Source organism: Pseudomonas sp. CMR5c (genome assembly GCF_003850545.1).
GTDB lineage: Bacteria > Pseudomonadota > Gammaproteobacteria > Pseudomonadales > Pseudomonadaceae > Aquipseudomonas > Aquipseudomonas piscis.
In genome coordinates this window covers 4972740-4996540 of sequence record NZ_CP027705.1, presented here as the reverse complement: position 1 = coordinate 4996540, position 23801 = coordinate 4972740, and the positions used below count along the sequence as shown (strand labels likewise).

The window sequence follows — 23801 nt, the reverse complement described above, 5'->3', positions numbered from 1 at the left end:
TTCAGAGGTGCCCAAGCATGTTGCAACTGATCCTCGGTGGTGCTCGCTCCGGCAAGAGCCGCCTGGCCGAGAAACTGGCCAACGACAGTGCGCTGGAAGTGACCTATATCGCCACCAGCCAACCGTTGGACGGCGAGATGAACCAGCGTATCGCCCATCATCGCGAACGCCGTCCGGCGCATTGGGGGCTGGTCGAAGAGCCCCTGGAGCTGGCCCGGGTACTGCGCCAGGCGGCCAGTCCGGGGCGCTGCCTGTTGGTGGACTGCCTGACCCTGTGGCTGACCAACCTGCTGATGCTCGAAGACCAGCAGCGCCTTTCTGCCGAGCGCGAGGCCTTGCTGCAATGCGTGGCCGAGCTGCCGGGAGACATTATCTTTGTCAGCAACGAGACCGGAATGGGTGTCGTGCCGCTGGGCGAATTGACTCGCCGCTATGTGGATGAAGCCGGTTGGCTGCATCAAGCCCTGGCCGAGCGCTGTCAGCGAGTGGTGCTGACGGTGGCTGGCCTGCCCCTGACTTTGAAAGGACCCGCGTTATGAGCAATTCCTGGTGGCAGAACCCGTGCAAGTCCATCGCTAGCCAAGTGGTGGAGCAGGCCCTGGCACGGCAGCAGCAGCTGACCAAGCCGGCCGGCTCGCTGGGCCAGTTGGAGCCGCTGGCCGTGCGCCTGGCGGGCTTGCAAGGCCGGCTCAAGCCCGCCATCGAGCAGTTGTGGATCACCATCTTCGCCGGTGATCACGGGGTGGTGGCCGAAGGTGTGTCGGCCTATCCGCAGGAAGTGACCGGCCAGATGCTGCTGAACTTCGTCAATGGTGGCGCCGCGATCAGCGTCCTGGCCCGCCAGTTGGCGGCGCAGCTGGAAGTGGTGGACCTGGGTACTGTGACGCCGAACCTGGAGCTGCCTGGAGTGCGCCACCTGAACCTGGGGCTGGGCACGGCGAACTTCCTCCAGGGCCCGGCCATGACCCGGGCCCAGCTCGAGCAGGCGCTGCAGGCCGGTCGTGATAGTGCGCTACGTGCCCGTGGGCAGGGCGCCCAGTTGTTCATCGGTGGGGAAATGGGGATCGGCAATACCACGGCCGCCAGCGCCATCGCCTGCGCCTTGCTGGACATTCCGGTAACGCAGCTGGCCGGGCCAGGTACCGGGCTGAACGCCGCGGGCGTCAGCCACAAGGCTCAGGTCATCGAACGAGCCCTTGCCTTGCACCAGGGGGCGCGCGGTGATGCCTGGCAAGCGCTGCAAGACCTTGGCGGTTTCGAGATCGCGGCCTTGGCCGGCGCCTACCTGGCCTGTGCCCAGGAGGGCATCGCGGTGCTGGTGGACGGCTTCATTTGCAGTGTCGCGGCACTGGTAGCGGTGCGTTTGAATCCAGGCTGCCGCCCCTGGTTGCTGTTCGCCCATCAGGGAGCCGAACCTGGGCACCGGCATGTGCTGCAAGTGCTCGAGGCCGATCCGTTACTGGACCTGGGCCTGCGCCTTGGAGAAGGCAGTGGTGCGGCGCTGGCGGTGCCCTTGCTGCGCCTGGCCTGCGACCTGCACGGGCAGATGGCGACTTTCGCCGAAGCGGCCGTGGCGGATCGTCCGGCATGACCTTGCGCCTGGGCCTTCTGCGCCACGGTGAGACCGAGTCTGGTGGCGGCTTGCGTGGCAGCCTGGACGACGCCTTGACCCAGCGGGGCTGGCAGCAGATGCATGCCGGAGTTGAGGGGCGCGGCCCCTGGGACCTGGTGGTCAGCTCGCCGTTGCAGCGTTGCGCAAGTTTTGCCGAGCAATTGACGGCGCGCCTGCAACTGCCGCTGGTGCTGGAACCGGGTCTCAAGGAGCTGCATTTCGGCGACTGGGAAGGGCGGAGCACGGCAGCCCTGATGCAAACCGACGCCGAGGGCCTGGGGCGTTTCTGGTCCGACCCCTATGGTTTCACCCCGCCTGGAGGCGAGCCGGTAGAGCGCTTCTCACAACGGGTGCTGGCAGCGATCGACAGCCTGTACCAGGCCCATGCCGGGCGGAGGGTGCTGCTGATCAGCCATGGCGGTGTGATGCGCTTGTTGTTGGCCAGGGCCCGCGGGCTGCCCCGTGAGCAGTTGCTGAATGTCGAAGTGGGCCATGGTGCCTGGTTCGGCCTGACAGTGGCTGCGGGACGGATGAGCGAGGAGGGCTGAGATGCTGCCGTTCTGGATTGCCTTGCAGTTCCTCAGCAGCTTGCCGATCCGCCTGCCGGGCATGCCGCAGCCCGAGCAACTGGGGCGCTCGTTGTTGTTCTATCCGCTGGTGGGGTTGTTGTTCGGTGTCTTGCTGTGGGCACTGAATGCCTTGCTCAGTGGCGCTGCGCCGCTACTGCATGCAGCCTTGTTGCTGGCTGCCTGGGTCTTGCTCAGCGGCGGATTGCACCTGGATGGCCTGGCCGATAGCGCCGACGCCTGGTTGGGCGGCTTCGGTGATCGCGAGCGCACCCTGAGCATCATGAAGGATCCGCGCAGCGGGCCGATTGCCGTGGTTACCCTGGCCCTGGTCCTGCTGCTCAAGTTCGCGGCGCTGGTGGCCCTGATCGAGCAGCAACAAGCTGTGGCACTGCTACTGGCGCCGTTGATCGGACGCGCGGCCTTGCTTGGCCTGTTCCTCAGTACGCCCTATGTGCGTGCCGGCGGTCTGGGCCAGGCCCTGGCCGATCATTTGCCGCGCCTGGCGGGCAGGCAAGTGCTGGCCCTGAGTGTCCTGGGTTGCCTGTTGCTGGGGGGATACCACGGCTTGTTGGCGCTGTTGCTGGCCCTCGTGGTGTTCTGCTGGTTGCGTCAACTGATGCTGCAGCGCTTGGGCGGTACCACCGGGGATACCGCCGGCGCCTTGCTGGAGTTGCTGGAGACCGCGGTACTGCTGGCCCTGGCGCTATCCTGAGGCGAGCGCCGAGCAGCATTTTTATTGAAAACAGTTGTCCTGGAATTTTCGCGGGTATATACACGCATCATGCTTCCCTCCCAATGTTTGTGCACCAACCTGCGTCGCGCCGCGCGTGGCGTCAGCAGGTTCTACGACGGCGCCCTCGATGGCTTCGGGATCAACGTCGCCCAGTATTCCTTGCTGAACAACCTGCTGCGCCTCGAGCAGCCGAGTATCTCCAGCCTGGCCGAGGCCATGGGCCTGGATCGCAGCACCCTGGGGCGTAATGTTCGGGTATTGGAGGCCTCGGGCCTGGTGCGCCTGATCGAGGGTGACGATCAGCGCAATCGCCTGGTGCAACTGACCGAGGCGGGGCATGAATGCCTGGCTGCGGCCTTGCCGGCTTGGGAAGCGGCCCAGCAGCGACTGATCGATCGCCTGGGGGTGGAAAAGCGTGAAACCCTGTTGGCCTTGCTGAATGAACTGGCCTGAGGTCGGTTCGTTCGAACATAAGCGGGTATATACCCGTAGACGGAGAATAAAAATGTCATCGATGTGGCGTACCAGCAGTTGGGTACTTCTTGGCAGCGCGTTGATCCTGGCCCTGTCGCTGGGGATCAGGCATGGCTTCGGCCTGTTCCTGCCGCCCATGAGTGCGCAGTTCGGTTGGGGGCGCGAGGTCTTCGCCTTCGCCATTGCCTTGCAGAACCTGATCTGGGGCCTGGCCCAGCCATTCACCGGGGCCCTGGCCGATCGCTTCGGTGCGGCGAAGGTAGTACTTATCGGCGGCGTGCTGTACGCCGTGGGCCTGGCGTGCATGGGGATGGCGGACTCGCCCTTGTCGCTGTCCCTGAGCGCCGGGCTGCTGATCGGTATTGGCCTGTCCGGTACTTCGTTCTCGGTGATCCTGGGTGTGGTTGGCCGCGCGCTGCCGCCTGAGAAGCGCAGCATGGGCATGGGCCTGGCCAGCGCTGCCGGTTCCTTCGGCCAGTTCGCCATGCTGCCGGGCACCCTGGGCCTGATCGGCTGGCTGGGCTGGTCGGCGGCGCTGCTGGTGCTGGGTGTGCTGGTGGCGCTGATCGTGCCGCTGGTGAGCATGCTCAAGGACAAACCTCTGCCCGCCCATGGGCATGAGCAGAGCCTGATGGAGGCATTGCGCGAGGCTTGTTCCCACTCAGGGTTCTGGTTGCTGGCCTTCGGCTTTTTCGTCTGTGGTTTCCAGGTGGTGTTCATCGGTGTGCATTTGCCGGCCTACCTGGTGGACCAGCATTTGCCGGCTACCGTGGGCACCACGGTGCTGGCGCTGATCGGCCTGTTCAATATCTTCGGGACCTACACCGCTGGCTGGTTGGGTGGGCGCCTCTCCAAGCCACGTTTGCTCACGGGCCTGTACCTGCTGCGAGCGGTGGTGATCATGCTGTTTTTGTGGGTGCCGGTGACCCAGGCCAGCGCCTACCTGTTCGGCATGGCCATGGGGTTTCTCTGGCTGTCCACGGTGCCTTTGACCAACGGTACGGTGGCGACCCTGTTCGGGGTGCGAAACCTGTCGATGCTTGGCGGGATCGTGTTCCTGTTCCACCAGCTGGGTTCGTTCTTAGGTGGTTGGCTGGGCGGCGTGGTGTACGACCGGACCGGCAGCTACGACTTGATCTGGCAGGTGGCGATCCTCCTCAGCTTGCTGGCCGCGGCGCTCAACTGGCCGGTACGTGAGCGCCCGGTGGCGCGCCTGCAGGCCAGCGCCGCATGAAGGCGCGCATTGGATGGTGGGTCGGCCTGGGCTTGGTCGCCTTGTCATTGCTGCTGGCCTGGTGGGGCTGGCAGCGCAGTGGAATGGCGCTGATGCAATTGGGCATGGGCGCTTGCTAGGCGCCGACAGGGGCGAGTAACGTCGAGGCCTGACGACTTTTCAAGGACACCTGACATGGCTATGCGCTGGTTTGCCGTTCCAGTTTTGCTCGCGGCCTTTGCCGGCTCCACCTGGGCCGCCGATTGTCCGGCATTGTTGCAGGGCTCGTTGCCCAAGTTGCGCGCCAAGGAATCCATCGATCTGTGCCAGCGGTTCGCTGGCAAGCCGCTGGTGGTGGTCAACACGGCGAGCTTTTGTGGGTTCGCCCCACAGTTCAAGGGGCTCGAGGCCTTGTACCAGCGCTACAAGGACCAGGGATTGGAGGTAGTGGGAGTGCCGTCCAACGACTTCAAGCAAGAGTCCAAGGACGGCGCCGAAACCGCCAAGGTCTGCTATGTCAATTACGGCGTGACCTTCACCATGACCGAGCCACAGAAGGTCAAGGGCGCGGATGCGGTGCACCTGTTCAAGGTGTTGGCGCAGCAGAGCAGCGCGCCGAAGTGGAATTTCTACAAGTACGTGGTGGATCGCCAGGGCAAGGTAGTCGCCAATTTCTCCAGCTTGACCAAGCCGGATGACCCGGAGTTGCTCGAGGCGGTGGAGAAGGCATTGGCGTCGGGGTCTTGATTAGCCGTTCGGCAAAGTAGAAAGCCCCGGATCCGTGAGGATGCCGGGGCTTTTCAGTGGGGCGTGTTGCCTGGCTTCGAGGCTTAGAAGCGGTAGGTAGCGCCTACGCCGAAACCATTCGCACTGTTTTCATACTTGGCGTTGTAAGTCTGGCCAAGTGCGTTGCTGCGGTTGACGTTGACTTTCTCTTCCTTGAGGTAGGAGTAAGCGACGTCGATGGTCAGCTCTTCGATTGGAGTCCAGCCTGCGCCAATGCTGAAGATGGTCCGGTCGCCGGTAGGAATACGTGGCGAGCGGTCTTTGTTGTTGGTCGGAGCTTGGTCGAAGGTCAGGCCGGTACGCAGTACCCATTCCTTGTTCAACTGGTAGGAGGTACCGATGGCGTAAGCCCAGGTGTCGTGCCAGTTTTGATCTTCCTTGATGGTGCCCAGGCCCAGCATTGGCGAAAGCGCGCCACCTGCTGCGGCAGTAACGCCATCATTGTTGACGGTGATGTCTTTCAGGCGGCTCCAGCGAGTCCAGGTTGTACCGGCATAGAGCTTCCAGGCGTCGTTCAGATCCTGAGTGACCGACAGGTCGTAGGATTCTGGGGTTTCGATCTTCAGCGAGGCGTCATAGCGGTTGCTTTTCAGGAATGGGGCTGGGCTACCCGGAGCGGCAGTGACTTCTGTATGGCCGTCCAGCTTGTAGTTCACTTTCGAGTGATAGGTCAGGCCCACGCGGGTGGTGTCGGTTGCCTGCACCAGGACACCGATGTTGAAGCCGTAGCCCACGTCGTCGCCCTTGATCTTGACGTTGCCGTCATACGGGGAGACAGGGGTGGTCAGGGCCGATTCCAGTACGCCGGAAATACGGTTGATGGTAGGACCGAAACCAATCGACACTTTGTCGTTGAAGGCGTAGCTGACAGTTGGCTGGACGGTGATGACCTTGACTTCACTCTTGCTGCCGAAGTTGCGGCCCTGGAAGTTGCTCTCGTAGTTAGTCACGAGGCCGAACGGTGCGTAGACCCCCAGACCGAACGCCCAGTGCTCATCGATTGGATTGACGTAGAAGCCCATCGGAACGGCAGTGAAAGGAACCATGTCACCTTTGTTGCTGCCTTTCTGAGTGCCGCTGGTGTCCTTGAGGTCAGTGGAGGCGTCGATCGCAGCCACACCCACGGTTACCTGCTGCTTCTTTAGGCGGGACATACCGGCAGGGTTGCCAAATACAGTGCTTGCGTCATCGGCGGCAGACGAACGGCCGGCAAAACCGGTACCCATGCCACTGATGCTTTGTTCGTTAAGGGCGAAGCCGCTTGCGAAGATCTGGCTGGACGCCACCGCAACGGCGAGGCCAATGGTGGATTTGAGCATTACTTTTTTCATTATTAGAACTCCTGATGATCACCGAGGCGAAAACTACCAACATTTCTGCCCCGGCGCTATAGGCTGCAATAGTTGATTTAGAGCGGTTTTGTAGGACAATCCGACCAAAATCAGGCTTTTTCTCTGATCTTGTAAAAGTCGTCGTCAGCAGGCCACCTGGCTCAGTGGTGAAACACAGGTTTGCCAGGCATAGGTGAAGTCTCTTAAGCGTCCTTGTGGTTGAAAGGTCTTCCTCCAGATACGGGCCATGCCGAGCAAGTCGTCGGCAGCGGGTAGCGCGGTGTGCTGTTCTTCCACCAGCAACCAGGCGATCGCCGTGGCGTAGCGCAGGTTGACGGTCAGTTCCAGGTGCGGTCCGCTGAGAAACGCATGTTGGCTGGCCAATCCGCGAACCAGACTAGCTCGTTCCGGGTCCAGCGCCAGGTAATGGTCCCAGAGGGCCCGGTGACGTGGTTCGGTGATGCGGTACAGCCCATGGCCACGGCGATCGTGCAGCGCCGAACCCAGCTCTGACTGGCTGGCGGCGATGCCCAATAACAAGGCTTCAGCGGTTTTGCTATGGCTACCCAGGTACATCAGCGTTGGGCGTATCACATAGCGGCACAACTCGCTGGCGGCGATACCCATAAAGCCCTCGAGGATTGAAAATGGCCGGCGAAACCTGAAGGCGCTTGGCAGCTAATGAAAGATCAGGTTTGCCGGAAGCGGTTCAGGCCGCTTGAGTTGAAGTGTAGTGTCATATCTGTGCTGTAAAGGCCTGTTTTTAAAATATTTCCGTTCTCTTGTTATAAACCTTATATCGATTGGTACTTTGATCGCTCGAGGCCGCCGATAAATCACAAGTCATAAAAAAGCCCCGCATAGTGGCGGGGCTTCGGGCTTTTCGGCGGTTGCCGGATCAGGCCACCAGGGCCTGGCGCGTGCGCTCGATCACGGCCTGCAGCGGCTCGGCGCTGGAGTACTGGTCGGGATACAAGCGTTCGCTGTGACGGGCGATTCCATGTTCGTTGACCAGGGTGAAGCTGAAACCGTTTTTGCGGGTTGCCATGATCAGGCAGTTCAGTGGTGCAAAAGCGTTGGTCAGGGTACGAATGGCATTTTGAGTCTGGATTTGACTAGACATAATTATTGTTCCTACAAATGACACGGATAAGAACCGTGCAACGTTAAAACGTTCCAGTAACGCTGGCCGCCAAGGGCCGGGCGAAGAACCTGTCTGGAACAAAGCAGCCAGTTTGCAGCGCTTTGATTACAGTTGCGCTAAGGCTGGCAGGTAGGTACTTAGGAGGTCAGGCAGCACAACAAGGGCAGAGGTTCTGGGCCCAGGGTGAAGATCCTGATCAATTTGCAGGTTGGTTCGGTCAGAGTAAGGAGCTCACTCGCGGCCTGGAGAATTTTCCAAGGACGCTGCAGTGGTGAGTTTTACCTGGAAACCAGCGAGATGGTCGGTCCTGGATGTTGGCTTGCTGCTCGTTTCGAGGTGCTGCCGACGGGACTTGTTCGACCAGAATTGACTTTCAGCTTGGTACTAACGGCGCGCATTGTATTGAGTTGAAGAGCGGAACGCAAGTGTGCTAGGTGAATTTTTATCGAGAGTCGGGAAACCGGCGGTGTAACCCCCAGCTTGGGGCGTGTGCGAAAAGAGTGCGCCGCCAGCGTCAATTTCAGCACGGTTGTGCACACTTATCGCGCAGCCTGTCACCCGCTTGTCACCTTGCCTGAAGTTAGCCCCTTAGCCTGTCTCGAGAATTTAAGTCAATGAAAAACATCGCTTTTTTTTGCTGGTGAAAAAATCGTCAGTTTGACTGGAAGGCCCGTCTCATGGGGCTTTGCGAGGGTTGAAGAGGGGTTGTCCACTGAGTTATCCACAGCTTCTGTGGATTGTCCCAAGCGCTTGCTCTAGGACGGGCGTGCTGGGTCTTTTGGGCTTTACCCGGGCGAAAAAAGGAGTAGAGTGGCGCGCCTTCCGATCTGCCCCCACAGTGCTTTATGAAGTTTCGCTCAGTATCACCCTCTGTTACCGCAACCTCTGAAAGTGTTACCGAACCCAAGCGTTTCTCCCTGCGGGTTGCCCTGTGGTTGCTGGACAATCCGCGTCTTGGACATAGCTCCAGCGTCAAGCACTTTGCCGGACGCCTGCTCAAGCAGCCGGCCCGCCAAGGCGTAGTCGCCGCGCAGAGCCGGCTGGGTCAGTTGATGTGCCGCGAATGCGGTAATGCCCGGGACCGCCGTATCGGTCATGACCTGCTGCGCCAGGCGGCTCGCGCCGGCGACCGTAGCGCCCAGCAAGAGCTGGGTCGGATCGAAGACTGAGCTGTCCAACCCCTGGCGGCTTGGTTAACCTTCATTTCTTTTCTGGATGTCAGGACTCGCTATGGCTATGGACTTGACCAGCATCTTGCTTGGCCTGGCGGCGGCTGCGGTGCCATTGCTGGCATTGGCCTGGCAACTGCAGCGGCGTGCCAGTTCCAGCCAAGCCGACCTGTCCCTGCTGGAAGAACGCCTGGCCACTGCCCAGATGGCCCAGGAAGGGCTGATGGCGCAACTGGATGCCAGTCGCGATGAAGTCAGCGATCTGAGCCAGGCCAACGCCCTCAAGCAGGCGGACCTGGCGGCTCTGGGCCGTGAGGTGGAGCTGTTGCAGATCGAGCGTGACAACGCCCGTGATGCGGCCCACGCCTGGAGCCTGGAGCGCGCTGCCAAGGAACACGAATTGCGCCGGCTGGATGCCCAGGCGGCATCGCTGGCCGCTGAGCTGCGCGAGCAGCAGGACAGCCATCAACAACGTCTCACGGATCTGCAGGGCTCCCGCGACGAACTGCGCGCCCAGTTCGCCGAGCTGGCGGGCAAGATCTTCGATGAGCGTGAACAGCGCTTCGCCGAAACCAGCCAACAGCGCCTGGGGCAGTTGCTGGATCCGCTGAAGGATCGTATCCAGGCCTTCGAGAAGCGCGTGGAGGAGAGTTATCAGTCCGAGGCCCGCGAGCGGTTTTCCCTGGCCAAGGAGCTGGAGCGCCTGCAGCAGTTGAACCTGCGCTTGAGCGATGAGGCCACCAACCTGACCCGCGCCCTCAAGGGCCAGAAAACCCAGGGCAACTGGGGCGAACTGATCCTCGAGCGGGTGCTGGAGCATGCCGGCCTGGAAAAGGGCCGCGAATACCAGACCCAGGTCAGCCTCAAGGGCCCGGATGGCGAGCGATTCCAGCCCGATGTGCTGATCATGCTGCCCGGCGACAAGCAGGTGGTGGTGGATTCCAAGGTCAGCCTCACGGCCTATCAGCAGTATGTGGGCTGTGACGACCCACAGGTCACCCAGGCCGCCCTGAAGCAGCACGTGCTGTCCCTGCGCAATCACGTCAAGGGCTTGGCCGGCAAGGACTACAAGCGCCTGGAAGGCTTGCACAGCCTGGATTTCGTGCTGTTGTTCGTACCGGTCGAAGGCGCTTTTTCCGCGGCATTGCAGGCCGAGCCCAATCTGTTCCAGGAAGCCTTCGACCGGCATATCGTGATCGTCAGCCCGACCACCTTGCTCGCTACCTTGCGGGTGATCGACAGCCTGTGGAAACAGGAGCGCCAGAGTCAGAACGCGCGGGAAATCGCCGAGCGGGCGGGCTGGCTGTACGACAAGTTCGTGCTGTTCATCCAGGACCTGGATGAGGTCGGCAATCGTTTGCAGCAGTTGGACAAGGCCTACGCGGCGGCACGCAACAAGCTGACCGAGGGCCGCGGCAACCTGATCAGCCGCAGCGAGCAGCTCAAGCTGCTCGGCGCGCGTGCCAGCAAGAGCTTGCCGGCGGACCTGCTGGAGCGGGCCATGACCGATGCCGATGGCCGCGAGCTGGAACTGCCGGACTGAGTCGTCCGGCGCGCTTCAGCCCAGGGGCAGGTGCCGGCTGAGCAGGGCGCGCAAGGCCGCGGGCTTCACCGGCTTGGCCAGGTAGTCCAAGCCTGCCGCATGCACCTGGGCGACCATCTCCGGGCGGCCATCGGCGCTGATCACCACGCCGGGTACCGGTTCGCCCAATTGAGTGCGCAGCCAGGCCATGACCTCGGTGCCGGTTTCGCCATCGTCCAGGTGGTAGTCCACCAGGGCCAGTTGCGGGCGGATGCCTTCCTTGAGCAGCGCAGCGCACTCCTCGCGGTTGCGGGCGGTCCAGACCTGGCAGCCCCAGCGGGTCAGCAGGCTGTTCATGCCGATCAGGATGCTGTCTTCATTATCCAGGCAGAGCACTTGCCCGCCGTTGAGCGACTGCCCTTTGATCTCCGCAACCTTGCCCGGAGCCACGGTGCCGCTGCGCGCCAGGGGCACGCTGACACTGAATACGCTGCCCTTGCCGGGCCAGGAGCGCACCTGTAGCGGATGCCCCAGCACCCTGCACAGGCCGTCGGCGATCGCCAGGCCCAGCCCCAGGCCTTTTTCGGCGCGGGTCTGGTGGCTGTCCAGGCGCTTGAACTCCTCGAAGATCACCTGCTGCTTGTCCTGCGGAATGCCGGGCCCGCGGTCCCAGACTTCCAGGCTCAACGAGTCGCCACGGCGGCGCACGCCCAGCAGGACCGGACCCTTGGCGTAGCGGAAGGCATTGGTCAGGAAGTTCTGCAGCACCCGGCGCAGCAGCTTGCTGTCGCTGTCGATGCGCAGATGGCTGCCGCGCACCCGGAATTGCAAGCCCTGTTCCTGGGCCAGGACCTTGAACTCCGTGCCCAGGGTGTCGAACAGTTCGTTGAGGGCGAAGGGTTTGCGTTCCGGAGTGATCTTGCCGTTCTCTAGGCGCGAGATGTCCAGCAGGTCGCTGATCAGGTCTTCGGCCGAACGCAGCGAACTGTCCAGGTGCTGCACCAGTTGCTGGGCCTCGGCGGACAGGCCGTCTTCCTGATGGGAGAGGGCGGCGGAAAACAGTCGCGCGGCGTTCAGCGGTTGCATCAAGTCATGGCTGACCGCGGCCAGGAAACGGGTCTTGGACTGGTTGGCCGATTCGGCAGTGCCCTTGGCCTCGATCAGCGCGGCGTTGAGTTGCGACAGTTCATGGGTACGTTCCGCCACCCGTTGTTCCAGGCCTTCGTTGGCTTCGGTCAGGGCCTGTTCGGCCTCGCGAAACGGGGTGATGTCGGTGAAGCTCATGACGAAGCCGCCGCCGGGCATGGGGTTGCCGATCAGCTCGATCACCCGGCCATTGGGGAACAATCGCTCGGAAGTGTGGGCGCGGCCCTGGCGCATCCAGTGCAGGCGCCTGGCCACGTGCACTTCCGCTTCGCCGGGGCCGCACAGGCCGCGCTCGGCATTGTGGCGGATGATGTCGGCGATCGGCCGGCCGACGCTGATCAGCCCCTCGGGATAGTTGAACAGCTCCAGGTAGCGCCGGTTCCAGGCCACCAGCTTGAGGGACTGATCCACCACGCTGATGCCCTGGCTGATGTTCTCGATCGCGCCTTGCAGCAGGGCACGGTTGAACTGCAAGACCTCGGAGGCTTCGTCGGCGATGCGTACCACGTCCTCGAGCTGCATGTCCCGGCCTTCGATGGCTGCCTTGACCACCGCCCGGGTCGATGAAGCCCCCAGTACGCCCGCCAGCAGGCGTTCGGTGTGGGCGATCCATTCGCCGTCGGCGTTCTGGTTCGGGTTGAAGCCCTTGCCCTGGCGGTAGGCGAAACGAATGAAGCTCTGGCGGGCGCGTTCTTCGCCGACGAAGCGCGCGGCCAGCTTTAGCAGGTCGTCGATCTGCACCGCCAGCATCGAGCGCGAACTCAGGCGACCGCTGATTTCCTGGCCGATGAAGCGCCCGGCTTGCCAATGCTCGGAAACCCGGGTGCGCGACAGGACCGAAACCCAGGCGAACAGGGTGAAGTTGCCGGCCATGGACAGCACCACGCCCTGGGTCAGCGGCGTGATCGGCAGGTTCAGCGGGTTGCTGTGCAACCAGGCCAGGCCCGGGAAGCTGTTCAGCGACCAGCCCAGGCTATGGGCCGCCAGCGGCAGTACCAGGGTGTAGAACCAGATGAAGGTGCCGGCGGCCAGGCCGGCGAACACGCCACGGCGGTTGGCCTGTTTCCAGTACAGCGCGCCGACCATGGCTGGCGCCAGCTGGGTCACGGCGGCGAAGGCGATCTGGCCGATGGTGGCCAGGCTCGCGGTGGAGCCCAGCAGGCGGTAGCTGACGTAGGCCAGCAGCAGGATGACGACGATGCTCACCCGGCGTACCGAGAGCATCCAGTGGCGGAACACTTCGAACGGACGTTCGGCATTGTTGTGCCGCAGCAGCCAGGGCAGCAGCATGTCGTTGGAGACCATGGTCGACAGCGCCACGCTGGCGACGATCACCATGCCGGTGGCCGCCGAGGCGCCGCCGATGAAGGCCAGCAGAGCCAGGGCCGGATGGGCCTGGGCCAAGGGCAGGCTGATGACGAAGGAGTCCGGCAACACGCTGCTGGGCAAGAGCATCTGCCCAGCCAGGGCAATGGGCACCACGAACAGCGCGGCCAGGGCCAGGTAGGCCGGGAAAACCCATTTGGCCAGGCGCAGGTCCTGGGGCTCGATGTTTTCCACCACGGTGACGTGGAACTGCCGGGGCAGGCAGATGATCGCCATCATCGCCACTCCGGTCTGCACCACCATCGACGGCCAGTTGACGGTTTCTTCCCAATACTGCTCCAGGCGCGGGGCCAGCATGGCCTGGCTGAACAGATCGTCGAAACCGTCGTACAGGCCGTAGGTGACGAACACTCCCACCGCGAGGAAGGCGAACAGCTTGACCAGGGATTCGAAGGCGATCGCCAGCACCATGCCCCGGTGGTGCTCGGTGGCGTCCAGGTTGCGAGTGCCGAAGACGATGGTGAACAGGGCCAGGATCAGCGACACGATCAGCGCCGTGTCCTGGGCGCGGGTGCCCATGGTATCGGCGCCGGCGCCGATCAACAGGTTGACCCCGAGCACGATGCCTTTGAGTTGCAGGGCGATGTAGGGCAGCACCCCCACCAGGCAGATCAGCGCCACCACCACTGCCAGGGACTGGGATTTACCGTAGCGGGCGGCGATGAAGTCGGCGATGGAGGTGATGTTCTCCTGCTTGCTGATCATCACCATCTTCTGCAGTACCCAGGGGGCGAATACCAGCAGCAGGATCGGTCCCAGGTAGATCGGCAGGAAAGCCCAGAGTTGTTCGGTGGCCTGGCCCACGGCGCCGAAGAAGGTCCAGCTGGTGCAATACACCGCCAGCGACAGGCTGTACACCCAGGCCCGCACGCGCGGCGGAAGGGGCGCACTGCGGCGGTCGCCGTAGAAGGCGATGGCGAACATGATGGCCATATAGGCCAGGGCAACGGCTGCAATCAGCCCGCTGGACAACGACATGGGAACTCCGAAACAGATGCTCCGGGCACGTCAGCCCGGCCAGACAGTCTGGCACGATGTCGAGTCGTCGTCAGTGTCGACCAAGGTATCAGCGCGGCCTGATGTCGCAGGGGCGGTTCAGCCTGGCTGGGAGCGGGTTTCGCAAGCCGGACCCAGGGCGATATCGACCAGCTCTTGAAGCTCCTGGGCCTGGAGGGGCGCGGCGGCGAACAGGATGCGGAACACCGTGGGCGCCACGATCAGGTTCAGCAGCCGATCCACGTCCGGCAGTTTGCCTGCGCTGGTTCGATAACGGTCGAGGATGATCTGCAGCTGGCCGCCGAGGATGGTCGCGCAATAACCCGGGGTGGCGCTGCATTGGACGTCGCGCATCATGTTGCGTCCGGGCTCGGAGCTCATTTCATCCAGGTACTGTTCGGCCCAGGCCAGCAGGTCGCCACGCAAACTGCCGGTATTTGCCGGCTCGCTGTCCGGGCGCATGTGGGCCAGGGCAACGTCGGCGAGCAAGGTTGCCAGGTCGCCCCAGCGTCGGTAGATGGTCGAGGGGGTGACGCCGGCGCGAGCGGCGATCTGCGGGACGGTCAGGGTCGAGCGTTCTTGTTCTTCAAGAAGCTCGCGCACTGCCCGGTGGATGGATTCCTGGACCCGGGCGCTGCGGCCGCCTGGGCGTAAACCTTCTTTGATAGCCATGGGGTCGAACCTTAACACAAAGAATTTGCTTTAAGCGCCTGGCAGTAGCACACTCCGCAAAAGCAAAATATTAGCTTTAGTGGAGCGTGCCTTATGCCTGGTGCTATCGACACTCGCGTGTCCAATCGTTGCAGCCTGTTGTTCCTGGCCGTGACCCTGCTCGGTTTCCTGGCTGCGTCCAGCGTGCCGACTCCCTTGTACCACCTGTACCAGCAACGCCTGCATTTTTCTCCGGCGATGCTGACGCTGGTCTTCGGCGTCTATGCCATGAGCCTTTTGGCGGCGTTGCTGACGGTAGGTTCGTTATCGGACTACCTGGGGCGCCGGCCGGTGATTTTTGCCGGCCTGCTGCTCAATATCCTGGCGATGCTGCTGTTCATCAATGAAAGCAGCGTGTACTGGCTGATCGCCGCACGCATGGTCCAGGGTTTCGCTACCGGCATGGCCACCAGTGCCCTGGGGGCCGCGCTGCTGGATACCGATCGCCGGCAGGGCCCCTTGGTCAACAGCATTGCGCCGTTGCTGGGCATGGCCTGCGGAGCCATGGGCGCCAGCGTGCTGGTGGAGTTCGCGCCGCTGCCGTTGCAATTGAGCTATTGGCTGCTCCTGGGCTTGTTCGTGGCGCAGGCCTTGTACCTCTGGCGCCTGCCGGAAAGTGTCAGCGCGCAACCCGGAGCCTGGGCCTCGCTACGCCCGACCCTGCATGTGCCGGTGCAGGCGCGGCGCGCGCTATGGCTGGCGCTACCGGTGGATGTGGCGGTCTGGGCGGTGGGTGGCTTCTATCTATCCCTGGCGCCGTCCCTGGTGCGGGCCGCCACCGGTTCCACCTCGAACCTGATCGGCGGCGGCCTGGTCGCCGTGCTGACGCTCAGCGGTGCGGTGATGATCTACACCCTGCGCGAACGGCATCCCGCTGGGGTCCTGCGCCTGGGGGCCGGGTTGCTGGCCCTGGGCATGGCGCTGATCCTGGCGGCGGTGCACAGCGCCAGCCTGCCGCTGTTCTTCTTCGGCACCCTGGTGCTGGGCAGCGGTTTCGGTGGCGGTTTCCTCGGCGCTCTGCGCAGTGTGGTGCCCCTGGCCTTGCCCCACGAGCGAGCCGGGCTGCTGTCGGCGTTCTATGTCCTGAGCTACCTGGCGTTCTGCCTGCCGGCATTGCTGGCTGGAGGGCTGGCCCGCAGCTTCGGCCTGGTCGCCACCACCGATGGTTACGGCGCGGTGCTGATCCTTTTGTCCCTGGGGGCCTTGCTGGTTTTGCTGCGCCAGCGCCCGGTGGTGGCTTGTGGCGAACCAGGGTGATGAGCCCGGCATTTCAAGAGCGGCGAAATTGCGCCCGGTAGGCCGAAGGAGAAAGCTGCAACACACTCGTGAAGTGCTGGCGCATCGACAGGGCGCTGGTAAAACCCGAAGTCAGGGCGATGGCCTCGATGCCCTGCTGGCTGGTTTCCAGCAGGCGTTGGGCATGGCTCAGGCGTCGTCCGAGTAGCCAGCGGCCGACTGTGGTGCCGGTCAGCTGGCGAAAGTGTCGGGTGAACGAGCGCCGGCTCATGGCCACCCGTGCGGCCAGGTCGTTAAGGGAGTGCTCTTGGGCAAAGTGTTGTTCCAGCCATTGCAGTAGCGGCGCCATGCGATCCCGTTCGCCACCCTTGGGCATGGCGCGTTCGATGAACTGCGCCTGGCCGCCGGAGCGATGCGGGGCGATCACCAGGTGCCGGGCCAGCTTGTGGGTGGTCTGCGCCCCACAGAGCTGTTGCAGCAGGTAGAGACAGCAATCCAGGCCGGCGACAGTGCCGGCGGATGTCAGCAGGTTGCCGGCTTCGGCGTACAGCACATCGGCATCCAGGGCTACCCGGGGATACCTTTGGGCGAAGACCGGCGCCCAGCGCCAGTGGGTCGTGGCCGGCTGGCCGTCCAGCAGACCGGTCTCCGCCAGGACGAAGGCTCCCAGGCACAACCCCAGCAACCGGGCCCCGCGCCCGTGGGCGTGGTACAGGGCGTCGAGCAACTCCTGTGGCGGTCGCTCGAGGCTATCGCGCCAGGACGGCATGACAATCACATCGGCCTCGTGCAGTTCATCCAGATCATGGTGGGCAGTGATATCGAAGCCGGCCGAAGTGCGCAGCGGCGGCTGTTCAAATGCGCAGACCCGCACCTGGAAGCTCGGCAGCTCGAGTTGCTGGTTTTGTTCTGCGAACACCAGCAACGGTACCGAGAGGTGAAACGGGCTGATGCCGTCAAAGGCGATCACCGCAATGCGGATGGGCTTGTGCATGTCGCAGGTGCTCGGAAAAATTGGCCTGATTCTATCGAAGCGTGGCTATTGGGCCACTACTTTGTCGCATTGCCCTGGCTCAGCATTGGCACTCGTTTCCTGCTCTCGAGGAGGCCGGCATGGCCTGGATCTTTTGCTTTTCGCATTGCCCCGGACTGGGCTTCGCCGCTTGTGTGGAGGGCCGCTCATGAAGGTCATTCGCAGTGTCGACTTTGTCGGCGAGCGCGCCTGGGCGGCCCTGGATATCGCCTGCATGAATGGCATCAGTACGCGCCTGCACTGGACCGACCAGCCCTACCGCTGGCACGTCAATGCGGGGGAGGAGGTTTTCGTGGTGCTGGATGGCCGGGTGCAGATGCGCTATCGCGACAATGGTCTGGAACAGGCGGTATTGCTGGAGGTGGGCGATATCTTCCATGCCTGTGTGGGAACTGAGCACGTGGCTCATCCTCAGGGTGTCGCTCGGGTGCTGGTGATCGAATCCGAAGGCAGCGTCTAGGGTCTATATCTATAAAATAGATAACAGATAGAGAAATTACCCGTTATATAGATATTCGATTAGGTTCTACCATGGGCTCAACCTCTTCCGAGGACAGGAGACCCCATCGTGACATGTAGCCAAAGCGTCAAGGCCGGCCGCCGGCCGTTGAGCCATCTGCAACACCCCCGCGAAGCCATTCGCCAATTCACCCCCAACTGGTTCGCCGCCACCATGGGCACCGGCGTCCTGGCCCTGGCCCTGGCCCAATGGCCTGCCCAGGTCCCTGGGCTGCGCCTGGTGGCGGAGGGCTTCTGGTGGCTGACCATTGCCCTGTTCCTGTTGTTCAGCGCGATGTACACCGCACGCTGGGTGATGTTCTTCGATGAGGCACGGCGGATATTCGGACACTCCACGGTCTCGATGTTCTTCGGCACCATTCCCATGGGGCTGGCGACCATCATCAACGGTTTGTTGCTGTTCGGTCGTGGCCATTGGGGCGATGCGGTGCTGCTGCCGGCCCAAGTGCTCTGGTGGCTGGATGTGGCCATGTCCCTGGCTTGCGGAGTGCTGATCCCTTACATGATGTTCACCCGCCAGGAGCACAGCATCGACCAGATGACCGCAGTCTGGCTGCTGCCCGTGGTGGCGGCCGAGGTGGCTGCGGCCAGCGGCGGGTTGCTGGCTCCGCATCTGGCCGATACCCACGCGCAATTGGTGATGTTGAGCACCAGCTATGTACTGTGGGCCTTCTCGCTGCCGGTGGCGTTCAGCATCCTGACCATCCTGTTGCTGCGCATGGCACTGCACAAGCTGCCCCATGAAAGCATGGCCGCCTCCAGCTGGCTGGCCCTGGGCCCGATCGGTACCGGCGCCCTGGGCATGCTGGTGCTGGGTGCGGACGCCCCGGCGATCTTCGCCGCCAATGGCTTGCCAGGCATCGGTGAGATCGCCGCCGGACTGGGGCTGGTGGCTGGCTTGACCCTGTGGGGCTTCGGCCTGTGGTGGATGCTGATGGCAGTGCTGATCACCCGGCGCTACCTGAACGAAGGCATTCCCTTCAACCTCGGCTGGTGGGGTTTCACCTTCCCGTTGGGTGTGTACTCGCTGGCGACCCTCAAGCTGGGCAGCACTTTGCACCTGGGTTTCTTCAATGTGGTGGGGGCGGTGCTGGTGGCGGCCCTGGCGGTGATGTGGCTGATCGTCGCCAAGCGCACGCTGCAGGGAGCCTATAAAGGAGAGCTATTTGTCTCGCCATGCATTGCCGGCCTACATAAATAATCGGCAAACACAGGTAAGGTGTGGCCTGGATCGATGTTCGGCATTCCAATAACAGTATCCTCGCCACTCAGGAACACGGAAGATGAGTCACCCCTCGCAGTTCACCTTGCTTCGCAAGCGGCGTTTCCTGCCGTTTTTCATCACCCAGTCCCTCGGCGCCTTCAACGACAATATCTTCAAGCAGTCGCTGATCCTGGCCATCCTCTACAAGCTGAGCATCGAGGGCGACCGCTCGATCTGGGTCAACCTCTGCGCACTGCTGTTCATCCTGCCGTTCTTCCTGTTTTCGGCGCTGGCCGGGCAGTTCGGCGAGAAGTTCGCCAAGGATGCGTTGATCCGCCTGATCAAGCTGGGGGAGATCGTGATCATGGTGGTGGGGGCCGTGGGGTTCGCCTTCGATCACCTGTCGTTGATGCTGCTGGCGCTGTTCGCCATGGGAACTCACTCGGCGCTGTTCGGCCCGGTCAAGTATTCGATCCTGCCCCAGGCCCTGCGTGAAGAAGAGCTGGTGGGCGGCAACGGCCTGGTGGAGATGGGGACTTTCCTGGCGATCCTGGCGGGCACCATAAGCGCCGGGATCATGATGTCCTCGGAGCATTACGCGGCGATCGTCTCGGCTGCCATGATCGGCGTCGCGGTGCTGGGTTACCTGGCCAGTCGGGCCATTCCCCGGGCGGCCGCGGCCTCTGCGCAACTGCGCCTTGACTGGAACATCTTCAGCCAGTCCTGGGCGACCTTGCGCCTGGGCTTGGGCCAGACGCCGGCGGTGTCGCGCTCGATCGTCGGCAACTCCTGGTTCTGGTTCGTCGGGGCCATCTACCTGACCCAGATCCCGGCTTATGCCAAGGAATGGATGCACGGCGACGAGACGGTGGTGACCCTGATCCTCACCGTGTTCTCGGTGGGCATCGCGGTGGGCTCGATGCTTTGCGAGAAGCTCTCGGGGCGCAAGGTCGAGATCGGCCTGGTGCCGTTCGGTTCCCTGGGGCTGACGGTGTTCGGCCTGTTGCTGTGGTGGCATTCCGGCGGTATTCCAGAGAGCGCCACCGGCCATGGCTGGCTCGAGGTCCTGGGCTTCGCCCATGCCTGGTGGGTATTGCTGGATGTCCTGGGCCTGGGGATCTTCGGTGGCTTCTACATCGTGCCGCTGTACGCCCTGATCCAGTCGCGGACTCCGGAGCACGAGCGGGCGCGGGTGATTGCCGCCAACAACATCCTCAATGCGCTGTTCATGGTGGTCTCGGCGCTGGTTTCCATCGTCTTGCTGAGCATGCTCAAGCTGAGCATTCCCCATCTGTTCCTGGTGGTGTCGCTGCTCAACATCGCGGTCAACGTCTACATCTTCAAAGTGGTGCCCGAGTTCAGCATGCGTTTCATGATCTGGCTGCTCAGCCATTCCATGTACCGTGTGGAGCATCGCAACCTGGAGCAGATCCCCGATGAGGGCGCAGCGTTGCTGGTGTGCAATCATGTGTCTTTCGTCGATGCACTGCTGATTGGGGGCGCGGTGCGTCGGCCGATTCGCTTCGTGATGTACTACAAGATCTACAACCTGCCCGTGCTGAACTTCATCTTCCGCACTGCCGGGACTATTCCCATTGCCGGTCGCCATGAGGACCTGGAGATCTACGAAAAGGCCTTCAAGAAGATTGCCGAGTACCTGCGCGATGGTGAGCTGGTGTGCATCTTTCCGGAGGGCAAGCTGACCGCCGATGGCCAGATCAACGAGTTCAAGGGTGGTTTGACGCGGATTCTCGAGGAAACCCCGGTGCCGGTGATTCCCTTGGCCTTGCAGGGGCTGTGGGGGAGCTTCTTCAGCCGCGACCCGAACAAGGGGTTCTTCCATCGTTTCTGGTCGCGGATCACCCTGGTGGCTGGCTCGCCGGTTACGGTGGAGGCGGCGGAACCGGCCCAGTTGCAGGCGGTGGTGGGCGAGCTGCGGGGCACGCGACGCTGAGTGATCGGTGGATAAAACAACGCCCGCGATGTCGCGGGCGTTGTTGTTTGTGTGCGGGGGTTGTCAGGCGGCGCTGACTTTCAGGCCCACCAGGCCAAGGATGATCAAGGCCACGCTGACCAGGCGCACCAGGGCCATGGACTCGCCGAACAGGATGATGCCGGCGATCACCGTTCCCACCGCACCGACGCCGGTCCAGATGGCATAGGCGGTGCCCAGCGGCAGCTCCTTCACGGCCAGGCCCAGCAGGCCCAGGCTGATGGCCATGGCGAGGATGGTCAGGGCGGTGGGCAGTGGGCGGCTGAAGCCATCGGTGTACTTCAGGCCAACCGCCCAACCCACTTCGAACAGGCCGGCGAAAAACAGAATGATCCAGGACATGCTGACCTCATTGGTTGATGGGGTCGTCCCCGGAAATACTCACTCGACTCGAGCTGCAGGGTCGTCCCCGCGTTGCGCATTATACTGCGCAAATCAACCAGGGTAGCGGAGGTTTTTCAGGCACTGGCGTTTGGTGCTTGCTCCTTGGTGTCGCCGGGTTCGTCCATGCGGCGCAGGAAGGTCGCGAGCAACGCGCCGGAAATGTTGTGCCAGACGCTGAACAGGGCGCTGGGCACCGCTGCCAATGGCGAGAAGTGCGCACTGGCCAGGGCGGCTCCGAGACCGGAGTTCTGCATGCCGACCTCCAGCGCCAGGGATTTGCGCTGGGCCAGCGGCAGCTTGAACAGGCGCCCGGTGAAATAGCCCAGCAGGAAACCGAAGCTGTTATGCAGCATCACCACGGCCATGATCAGCAGTCCGGACTCGGCGATCTTCGCCTGGCTGGCGGCGACCACCGCGGCGACGATGATGACGATGCTCACCACCGACACCAGCGGCAGCACCTCCACCGCATGCCGTACCCGCTGGCCCAGCAAGCGCTGGGCCATGACGCCGAGCATGATCGGCAGCAACACCACTTGCAGGATCGACCAGAATAGCTCCATGAAGGACACCGGCAGCCAGGCCGAAGCCAGCAGCCAGATCAAGGCAGGCGTCAGCAATGGCGCGAGCAGGGTGGTCACGGCGGCGATGGCCACCGATAGGGCCAGGTCGCCCCGGGCCAGCCAGGTCATGACGTTGGACGCAGTGCCGCTCGGGCAGCAGCCGACCAGGATCACCCCGACGGCGATCTCGGGTGGCAGCTCGAATACCTGGCAAAGCGCCCAGGCCACTCCGGGCATGATGACGAAATGCGCCACCACCCCCAGGGCCACTCGCCAGGGATGGCGGGCGACTTCGGCGAAGTCCTCGAGCTTCAGGGTCAGGCCCATGCCGAACATCACCACGCCTAACAGCGGCACGATGGCGGCCTTGAGGTCGATGAACCAGGTCGGCTGGAAAAACGCCAGTACCGCGAAGACCAGCACCCAGTAGGCGAAGGTGTTGCCGACGAAGCGACTCAGTGCAGCCAGTGCGCGCATGGCCTGTTCCTCATATATATGAAAACGCCACCGAAGGCGGTGGCGTCTGGTGCGATGGGCTGTCCGGTCAGGGCGTCAGATGCCCTGCGGGATCTCTTCGCCGCCCAGGGCCTCGAACAGCGCCGGGAGGAACTCGCCGAAGGTCAGCATCATCAGGGTGAAGCTGGCATCGAGTTGGCCCAGGGCCTCGTCGCCACCATCTTCCTCGGCCTGGGTTTGCAGCAGGTCTTCGAACTTCAGGCGCTTGACCACCATCTTGTCGTCCAGCACGAAGGAGAGTTTGTCCTGCCAGGCCAGGGACAGTTGGGTGACCACCTTGCCGGTGCTCAGGTGCAGCTGGATTTCCTCGCTGGTCAGGTCCTGGCGCTTGCAGCGCACGATGCCGCCGTCTTCGTGGGTATCGCGCAGTTCGCATTCGTCGAGGACGAAGAAGTCGTCGGCGGCCTGCTGGGTCTTGACCCAGTCGGTCATGATCGCGGTCGGCGCGGTCTTCACCGTCAGCGGCCGGACCGGCAGGGTGCCGAGTACTTCGCGCAGGGTGGAGAGCAAGTCTTCGGCACGCTTGGGGCTGGCCGAGTTCACCAGGATCAGGCCCTGTTTCGGCGCGATGGCGGCGAAGGTCGAAGAACGGCGGATGAAAGCGCGGGGGAGGAAGGCCTGGATGATTTCATCCTTGATCTGGTCGCGCTCCTTCTTGTAGACCTTGCGCATCTGTTCGGCCTCGATCTCCTCGACCTTCTCCTTGACCGCGTCGCGGACCACGCTGCCGGGCAGGATGCGTTCTTCCTTGCGTGCCGCCACCAGCATGAAGTCCTGGCTGACGTGCACCAGAGGAGCATCCTCGCCCTTGCCGAAAGGGGCGACGAAACCGTAAGTGGTCAACTCCTGGCTTGCACAGGGACGCGCCAGTTTGGTCGCCAGTGCAGTTTCCAGCGCCTCAGCATCAACGGGCAGATCTTGGGTCAGGCGATAGATCAACAGGTTTTTGAACCACATGGGGTGAATCTCTCCTTTATACAAAGGAGGGCATTATTCTCTTCGCTGCCGCTCAGGCCAACCCTTCGCTAAGCCTTTGGAAGGGCTGAAAAAATTATTATAAAAAGTGCTTGCCAGAGTGCAGGCTGCTCCGTAGAATGCGCGCCACACCGAACGAGAAGGGTGATTAGCTCAGCCGGGAGAGCATCTGCCTTACAAGCAGAGGGTCGGCGGTTCGATCCCGTCATCACCCACCATTCGTTCGATAGTGTTACGCGCAGCGGTAGTTCAGTCGGTTAGAATACCGGCCTGTCACGCCGGGGGTCGCGGGTTCGAGTCCCGTCCGCTGCGCCATATTAGGTAACCTGGAACACTGAACGCCAGGTCACCACGGAAAGCCCGCTAACGCGGGCTTTTTGCTGTAAGAGGTTTTGCGGGTAGTGCGGCAAACCATGGGGATTCAGATTTTTTTGATAAAAATATCAATTAAATCAACACTTTATGAATTTCTGTGGCATAATGCGCCCCGCAACGAAGGTAAAGGGTGATTAGCTCAGCTGGGAGAGCGTCTGCCTTACAAGCAGAATGTCGGCGGTTCGATCCCGTCATCACCCACCACTTACTT

23 protein-coding genes and 3 tRNA genes are annotated in these 23801 nt (G+C 62.6%); 17 read left to right on the top strand and 9 right to left on the bottom strand.

The genetic code is table 11. The features are described 5' to 3' along the window. Nucleotides 1-17: 17 nt before the first annotated feature. From cobU to C4K40_RS22805, 8 genes are all read left to right on the top strand, one after another. Nucleotides 18-539, top strand: a complete 522-nt coding sequence (gene cobU, locus C4K40_RS22835; RefSeq protein WP_022640220.1) for a bifunctional adenosylcobinamide kinase/adenosylcobinamide-phosphate guanylyltransferase — start codon at nt 18-20, stop codon at nt 537-539. Beyond that, nucleotides 536-1591 carry a nicotinate-nucleotide--dimethylbenzimidazole phosphoribosyltransferase gene (gene cobT, locus C4K40_RS22830; protein WP_053133341.1) on the top strand — a complete coding sequence of 352 codons (1056 nt, stop codon included), beginning with the start codon at nt 536-538 and terminating at the stop codon, nt 1589-1591. The genes cobU and cobT overlap by 4 nt, the downstream gene beginning before the upstream one ends. Next, entirely contained in the window at nt 1588-2160 is a 573-nt protein-coding gene (gene cobC, locus C4K40_RS22825; RefSeq protein WP_053133338.1) for an alpha-ribazole phosphatase family protein, read from the top strand. Before cobT ends, cobC begins: the two co-directional genes overlap by 4 nt. Nucleotide 2161: 1 nt before the next feature. Continuing rightward, complete coding sequence (locus C4K40_RS22820) at nt 2162-2893, top strand: adenosylcobinamide-GDP ribazoletransferase (RefSeq protein WP_053133334.1); 732 nt, start codon at nt 2162-2164, stop codon at nt 2891-2893. A 69-nt stretch (nt 2894-2962) separates the two neighbouring features. Next, on the top strand, nt 2963-3367 hold the full coding sequence (locus C4K40_RS22815) for a MarR family winged helix-turn-helix transcriptional regulator (RefSeq protein WP_022640214.1): 405 nt from the start codon (nt 2963-2965) through the stop codon (nt 3365-3367). Between the two features lie 52 nt (nt 3368-3419). Continuing rightward, the gene (locus C4K40_RS22810) at nt 3420-4622 is read left to right on the top strand and encodes an MFS transporter (protein WP_031320305.1); all 1203 of its coding nucleotides are present in this window, start codon (nt 3420-3422) and stop codon (nt 4620-4622) included. Beyond that, entirely contained in the window at nt 4619-4741 is a 123-nt protein-coding gene (locus C4K40_RS32005) for a hypothetical protein (RefSeq protein ID WP_022640212.1), read from the top strand. Before C4K40_RS22810 ends, C4K40_RS32005 begins: the two co-directional genes overlap by 4 nt. Before the next feature lie 55 nt (nt 4742-4796). Continuing rightward, entirely contained in the window at nt 4797-5348 is a 552-nt protein-coding gene (locus tag C4K40_RS22805; RefSeq protein WP_022640211.1) for a glutathione peroxidase, read from the top strand. 83 nt (nt 5349-5431) lie between these two features. Here the strand turns inward: C4K40_RS22805 and C4K40_RS22800 are convergent, their stop codons facing one another. The 3 genes from C4K40_RS22800 to C4K40_RS22790 all read right to left on the bottom strand — a co-directional run bounded on the left by C4K40_RS22800 (nt 5432) and on the right by C4K40_RS22790 (nt 7841). Continuing rightward, nucleotides 5432-6718, bottom strand: a complete 1287-nt coding sequence (locus tag C4K40_RS22800) for an OmpP1/FadL family transporter (protein ID WP_053133330.1) — start codon at nt 6716-6718, stop codon at nt 5432-5434. Nucleotides 6719-6862: 144 nt separating this feature from the next. Then, on the bottom strand, nt 6863-7345 hold the full coding sequence (locus C4K40_RS22795) for a hypothetical protein (RefSeq protein WP_053133326.1): 483 nt from the start codon (nt 7343-7345) through the stop codon (nt 6863-6865). A gap of 271 nt (nt 7346-7616) precedes the next feature. Further along, on the bottom strand, nt 7617-7841 hold the full coding sequence (locus tag C4K40_RS22790) for a hypothetical protein (protein ID WP_053133323.1): 225 nt from the start codon (nt 7839-7841) through the stop codon (nt 7617-7619). 866 nt (nt 7842-8707) lie between these two features. Between C4K40_RS22790 and C4K40_RS22785 the strand changes: the two genes are divergently transcribed. Together C4K40_RS22785 and rmuC are read left to right on the top strand one after the other, a co-directional pair. Beyond that, on the top strand, nt 8708-9031 hold the full coding sequence (locus tag C4K40_RS22785) for a sel1 repeat family protein (protein ID WP_083456928.1): 324 nt from the start codon (nt 8708-8710) through the stop codon (nt 9029-9031). Nucleotides 9032-9206: 175 nt separating this feature from the next. Continuing rightward, entirely contained in the window at nt 9207-10574 is a 1368-nt protein-coding gene (rmuC, locus tag C4K40_RS22780) for a DNA recombination protein RmuC (RefSeq protein ID WP_172681656.1), read from the top strand. Between the two features lie 15 nt (nt 10575-10589). On the opposite strand, the gene C4K40_RS22775 is transcribed toward rmuC, so the two are convergent. After that, entirely contained in the window at nt 10590-14063 is a 3474-nt protein-coding gene (locus tag C4K40_RS22775) for a PAS domain-containing hybrid sensor histidine kinase/response regulator (protein ID WP_053133317.1), read from the bottom strand. 117 nt (nt 14064-14180) lie between these two features. Then, nucleotides 14181-14753, bottom strand: a complete 573-nt coding sequence (locus C4K40_RS22770) for a TetR/AcrR family transcriptional regulator (RefSeq protein ID WP_022640205.1) — start codon at nt 14751-14753, stop codon at nt 14181-14183. A 93-nt stretch (nt 14754-14846) separates the two neighbouring features. Between C4K40_RS22770 and C4K40_RS22765 the strand changes: the two genes are divergently transcribed. Next, nucleotides 14847-16049: an MFS transporter gene (locus C4K40_RS22765; RefSeq protein ID WP_053133314.1), complete on the top strand. Its 1203-nt coding sequence runs from the start codon at nt 14847-14849 to the stop codon at nt 16047-16049. A gap of 13 nt (nt 16050-16062) precedes the next feature. On the opposite strand, the gene C4K40_RS22760 is transcribed toward C4K40_RS22765, so the two are convergent. Further along, nucleotides 16063-17022 (bottom strand): GlxA family transcriptional regulator, encoded by a 960-nt coding sequence (locus tag C4K40_RS22760; protein ID WP_053133311.1) that lies wholly within the window; start codon nt 17020-17022, stop codon nt 16063-16065. A 187-nt stretch (nt 17023-17209) separates the two neighbouring features. Here C4K40_RS22760 and C4K40_RS22755 point away from each other — a divergent pair, with 187 nt between their 5' ends. The 3 genes from C4K40_RS22755 to C4K40_RS22745 all read left to right on the top strand — a co-directional run bounded on the left by C4K40_RS22755 (nt 17210) and on the right by C4K40_RS22745 (nt 20738). Then, complete coding sequence (locus C4K40_RS22755; RefSeq protein WP_022640202.1) at nt 17210-17521, top strand: cupin; 312 nt, start codon at nt 17210-17212, stop codon at nt 17519-17521. A 108-nt stretch (nt 17522-17629) separates the two neighbouring features. Next, nucleotides 17630-18781 (top strand): TDT family transporter, encoded by a 1152-nt coding sequence (locus tag C4K40_RS22750; protein WP_022640201.1) that lies wholly within the window; start codon nt 17630-17632, stop codon nt 18779-18781. A gap of 82 nt (nt 18782-18863) precedes the next feature. Next, nucleotides 18864-20738 (top strand): MFS transporter, encoded by a 1875-nt coding sequence (locus C4K40_RS22745; protein WP_053133308.1) that lies wholly within the window; start codon nt 18864-18866, stop codon nt 20736-20738. 63 nt (nt 20739-20801) lie between these two features. Here C4K40_RS22745 and sugE read toward each other — a convergent pair whose 3' ends face one another. From sugE to rdgC, 3 genes are all read right to left on the bottom strand, one after another. Beyond that, nucleotides 20802-21119 (bottom strand): quaternary ammonium compound efflux SMR transporter SugE, encoded by a 318-nt coding sequence (gene sugE, locus C4K40_RS22740; RefSeq protein ID WP_053133305.1) that lies wholly within the window; start codon nt 21117-21119, stop codon nt 20802-20804. Between the two features lie 116 nt (nt 21120-21235). Then, complete coding sequence (locus C4K40_RS22735; RefSeq protein ID WP_053133302.1) at nt 21236-22201, bottom strand: bile acid:sodium symporter family protein; 966 nt, start codon at nt 22199-22201, stop codon at nt 21236-21238. A gap of 75 nt (nt 22202-22276) precedes the next feature. After that, nucleotides 22277-23197, bottom strand: coding sequence for a recombination-associated protein RdgC (rdgC, locus tag C4K40_RS22730; protein WP_022640197.1), 921 nt, complete (start codon nt 23195-23197; stop codon nt 22277-22279). 160 nt (nt 23198-23357) lie between these two features. Here rdgC and C4K40_RS22725 point away from each other — a divergent pair. The 3 genes from C4K40_RS22725 to C4K40_RS22715 all read left to right on the top strand — a co-directional run bounded on the left by C4K40_RS22725 (nt 23358) and on the right by C4K40_RS22715 (nt 23794). After that, nucleotides 23358-23433, top strand: a tRNA-Val gene (locus tag C4K40_RS22725). Nucleotides 23434-23453: 20 nt separating this feature from the next. Beyond that, nucleotides 23454-23530 (top strand) — tRNA-Asp (locus tag C4K40_RS22720). Between the two features lie 188 nt (nt 23531-23718). After that, a tRNA-Val gene (locus tag C4K40_RS22715) sits at nt 23719-23794 on the top strand. Nucleotides 23795-23801 lie beyond the last annotated feature (7 nt).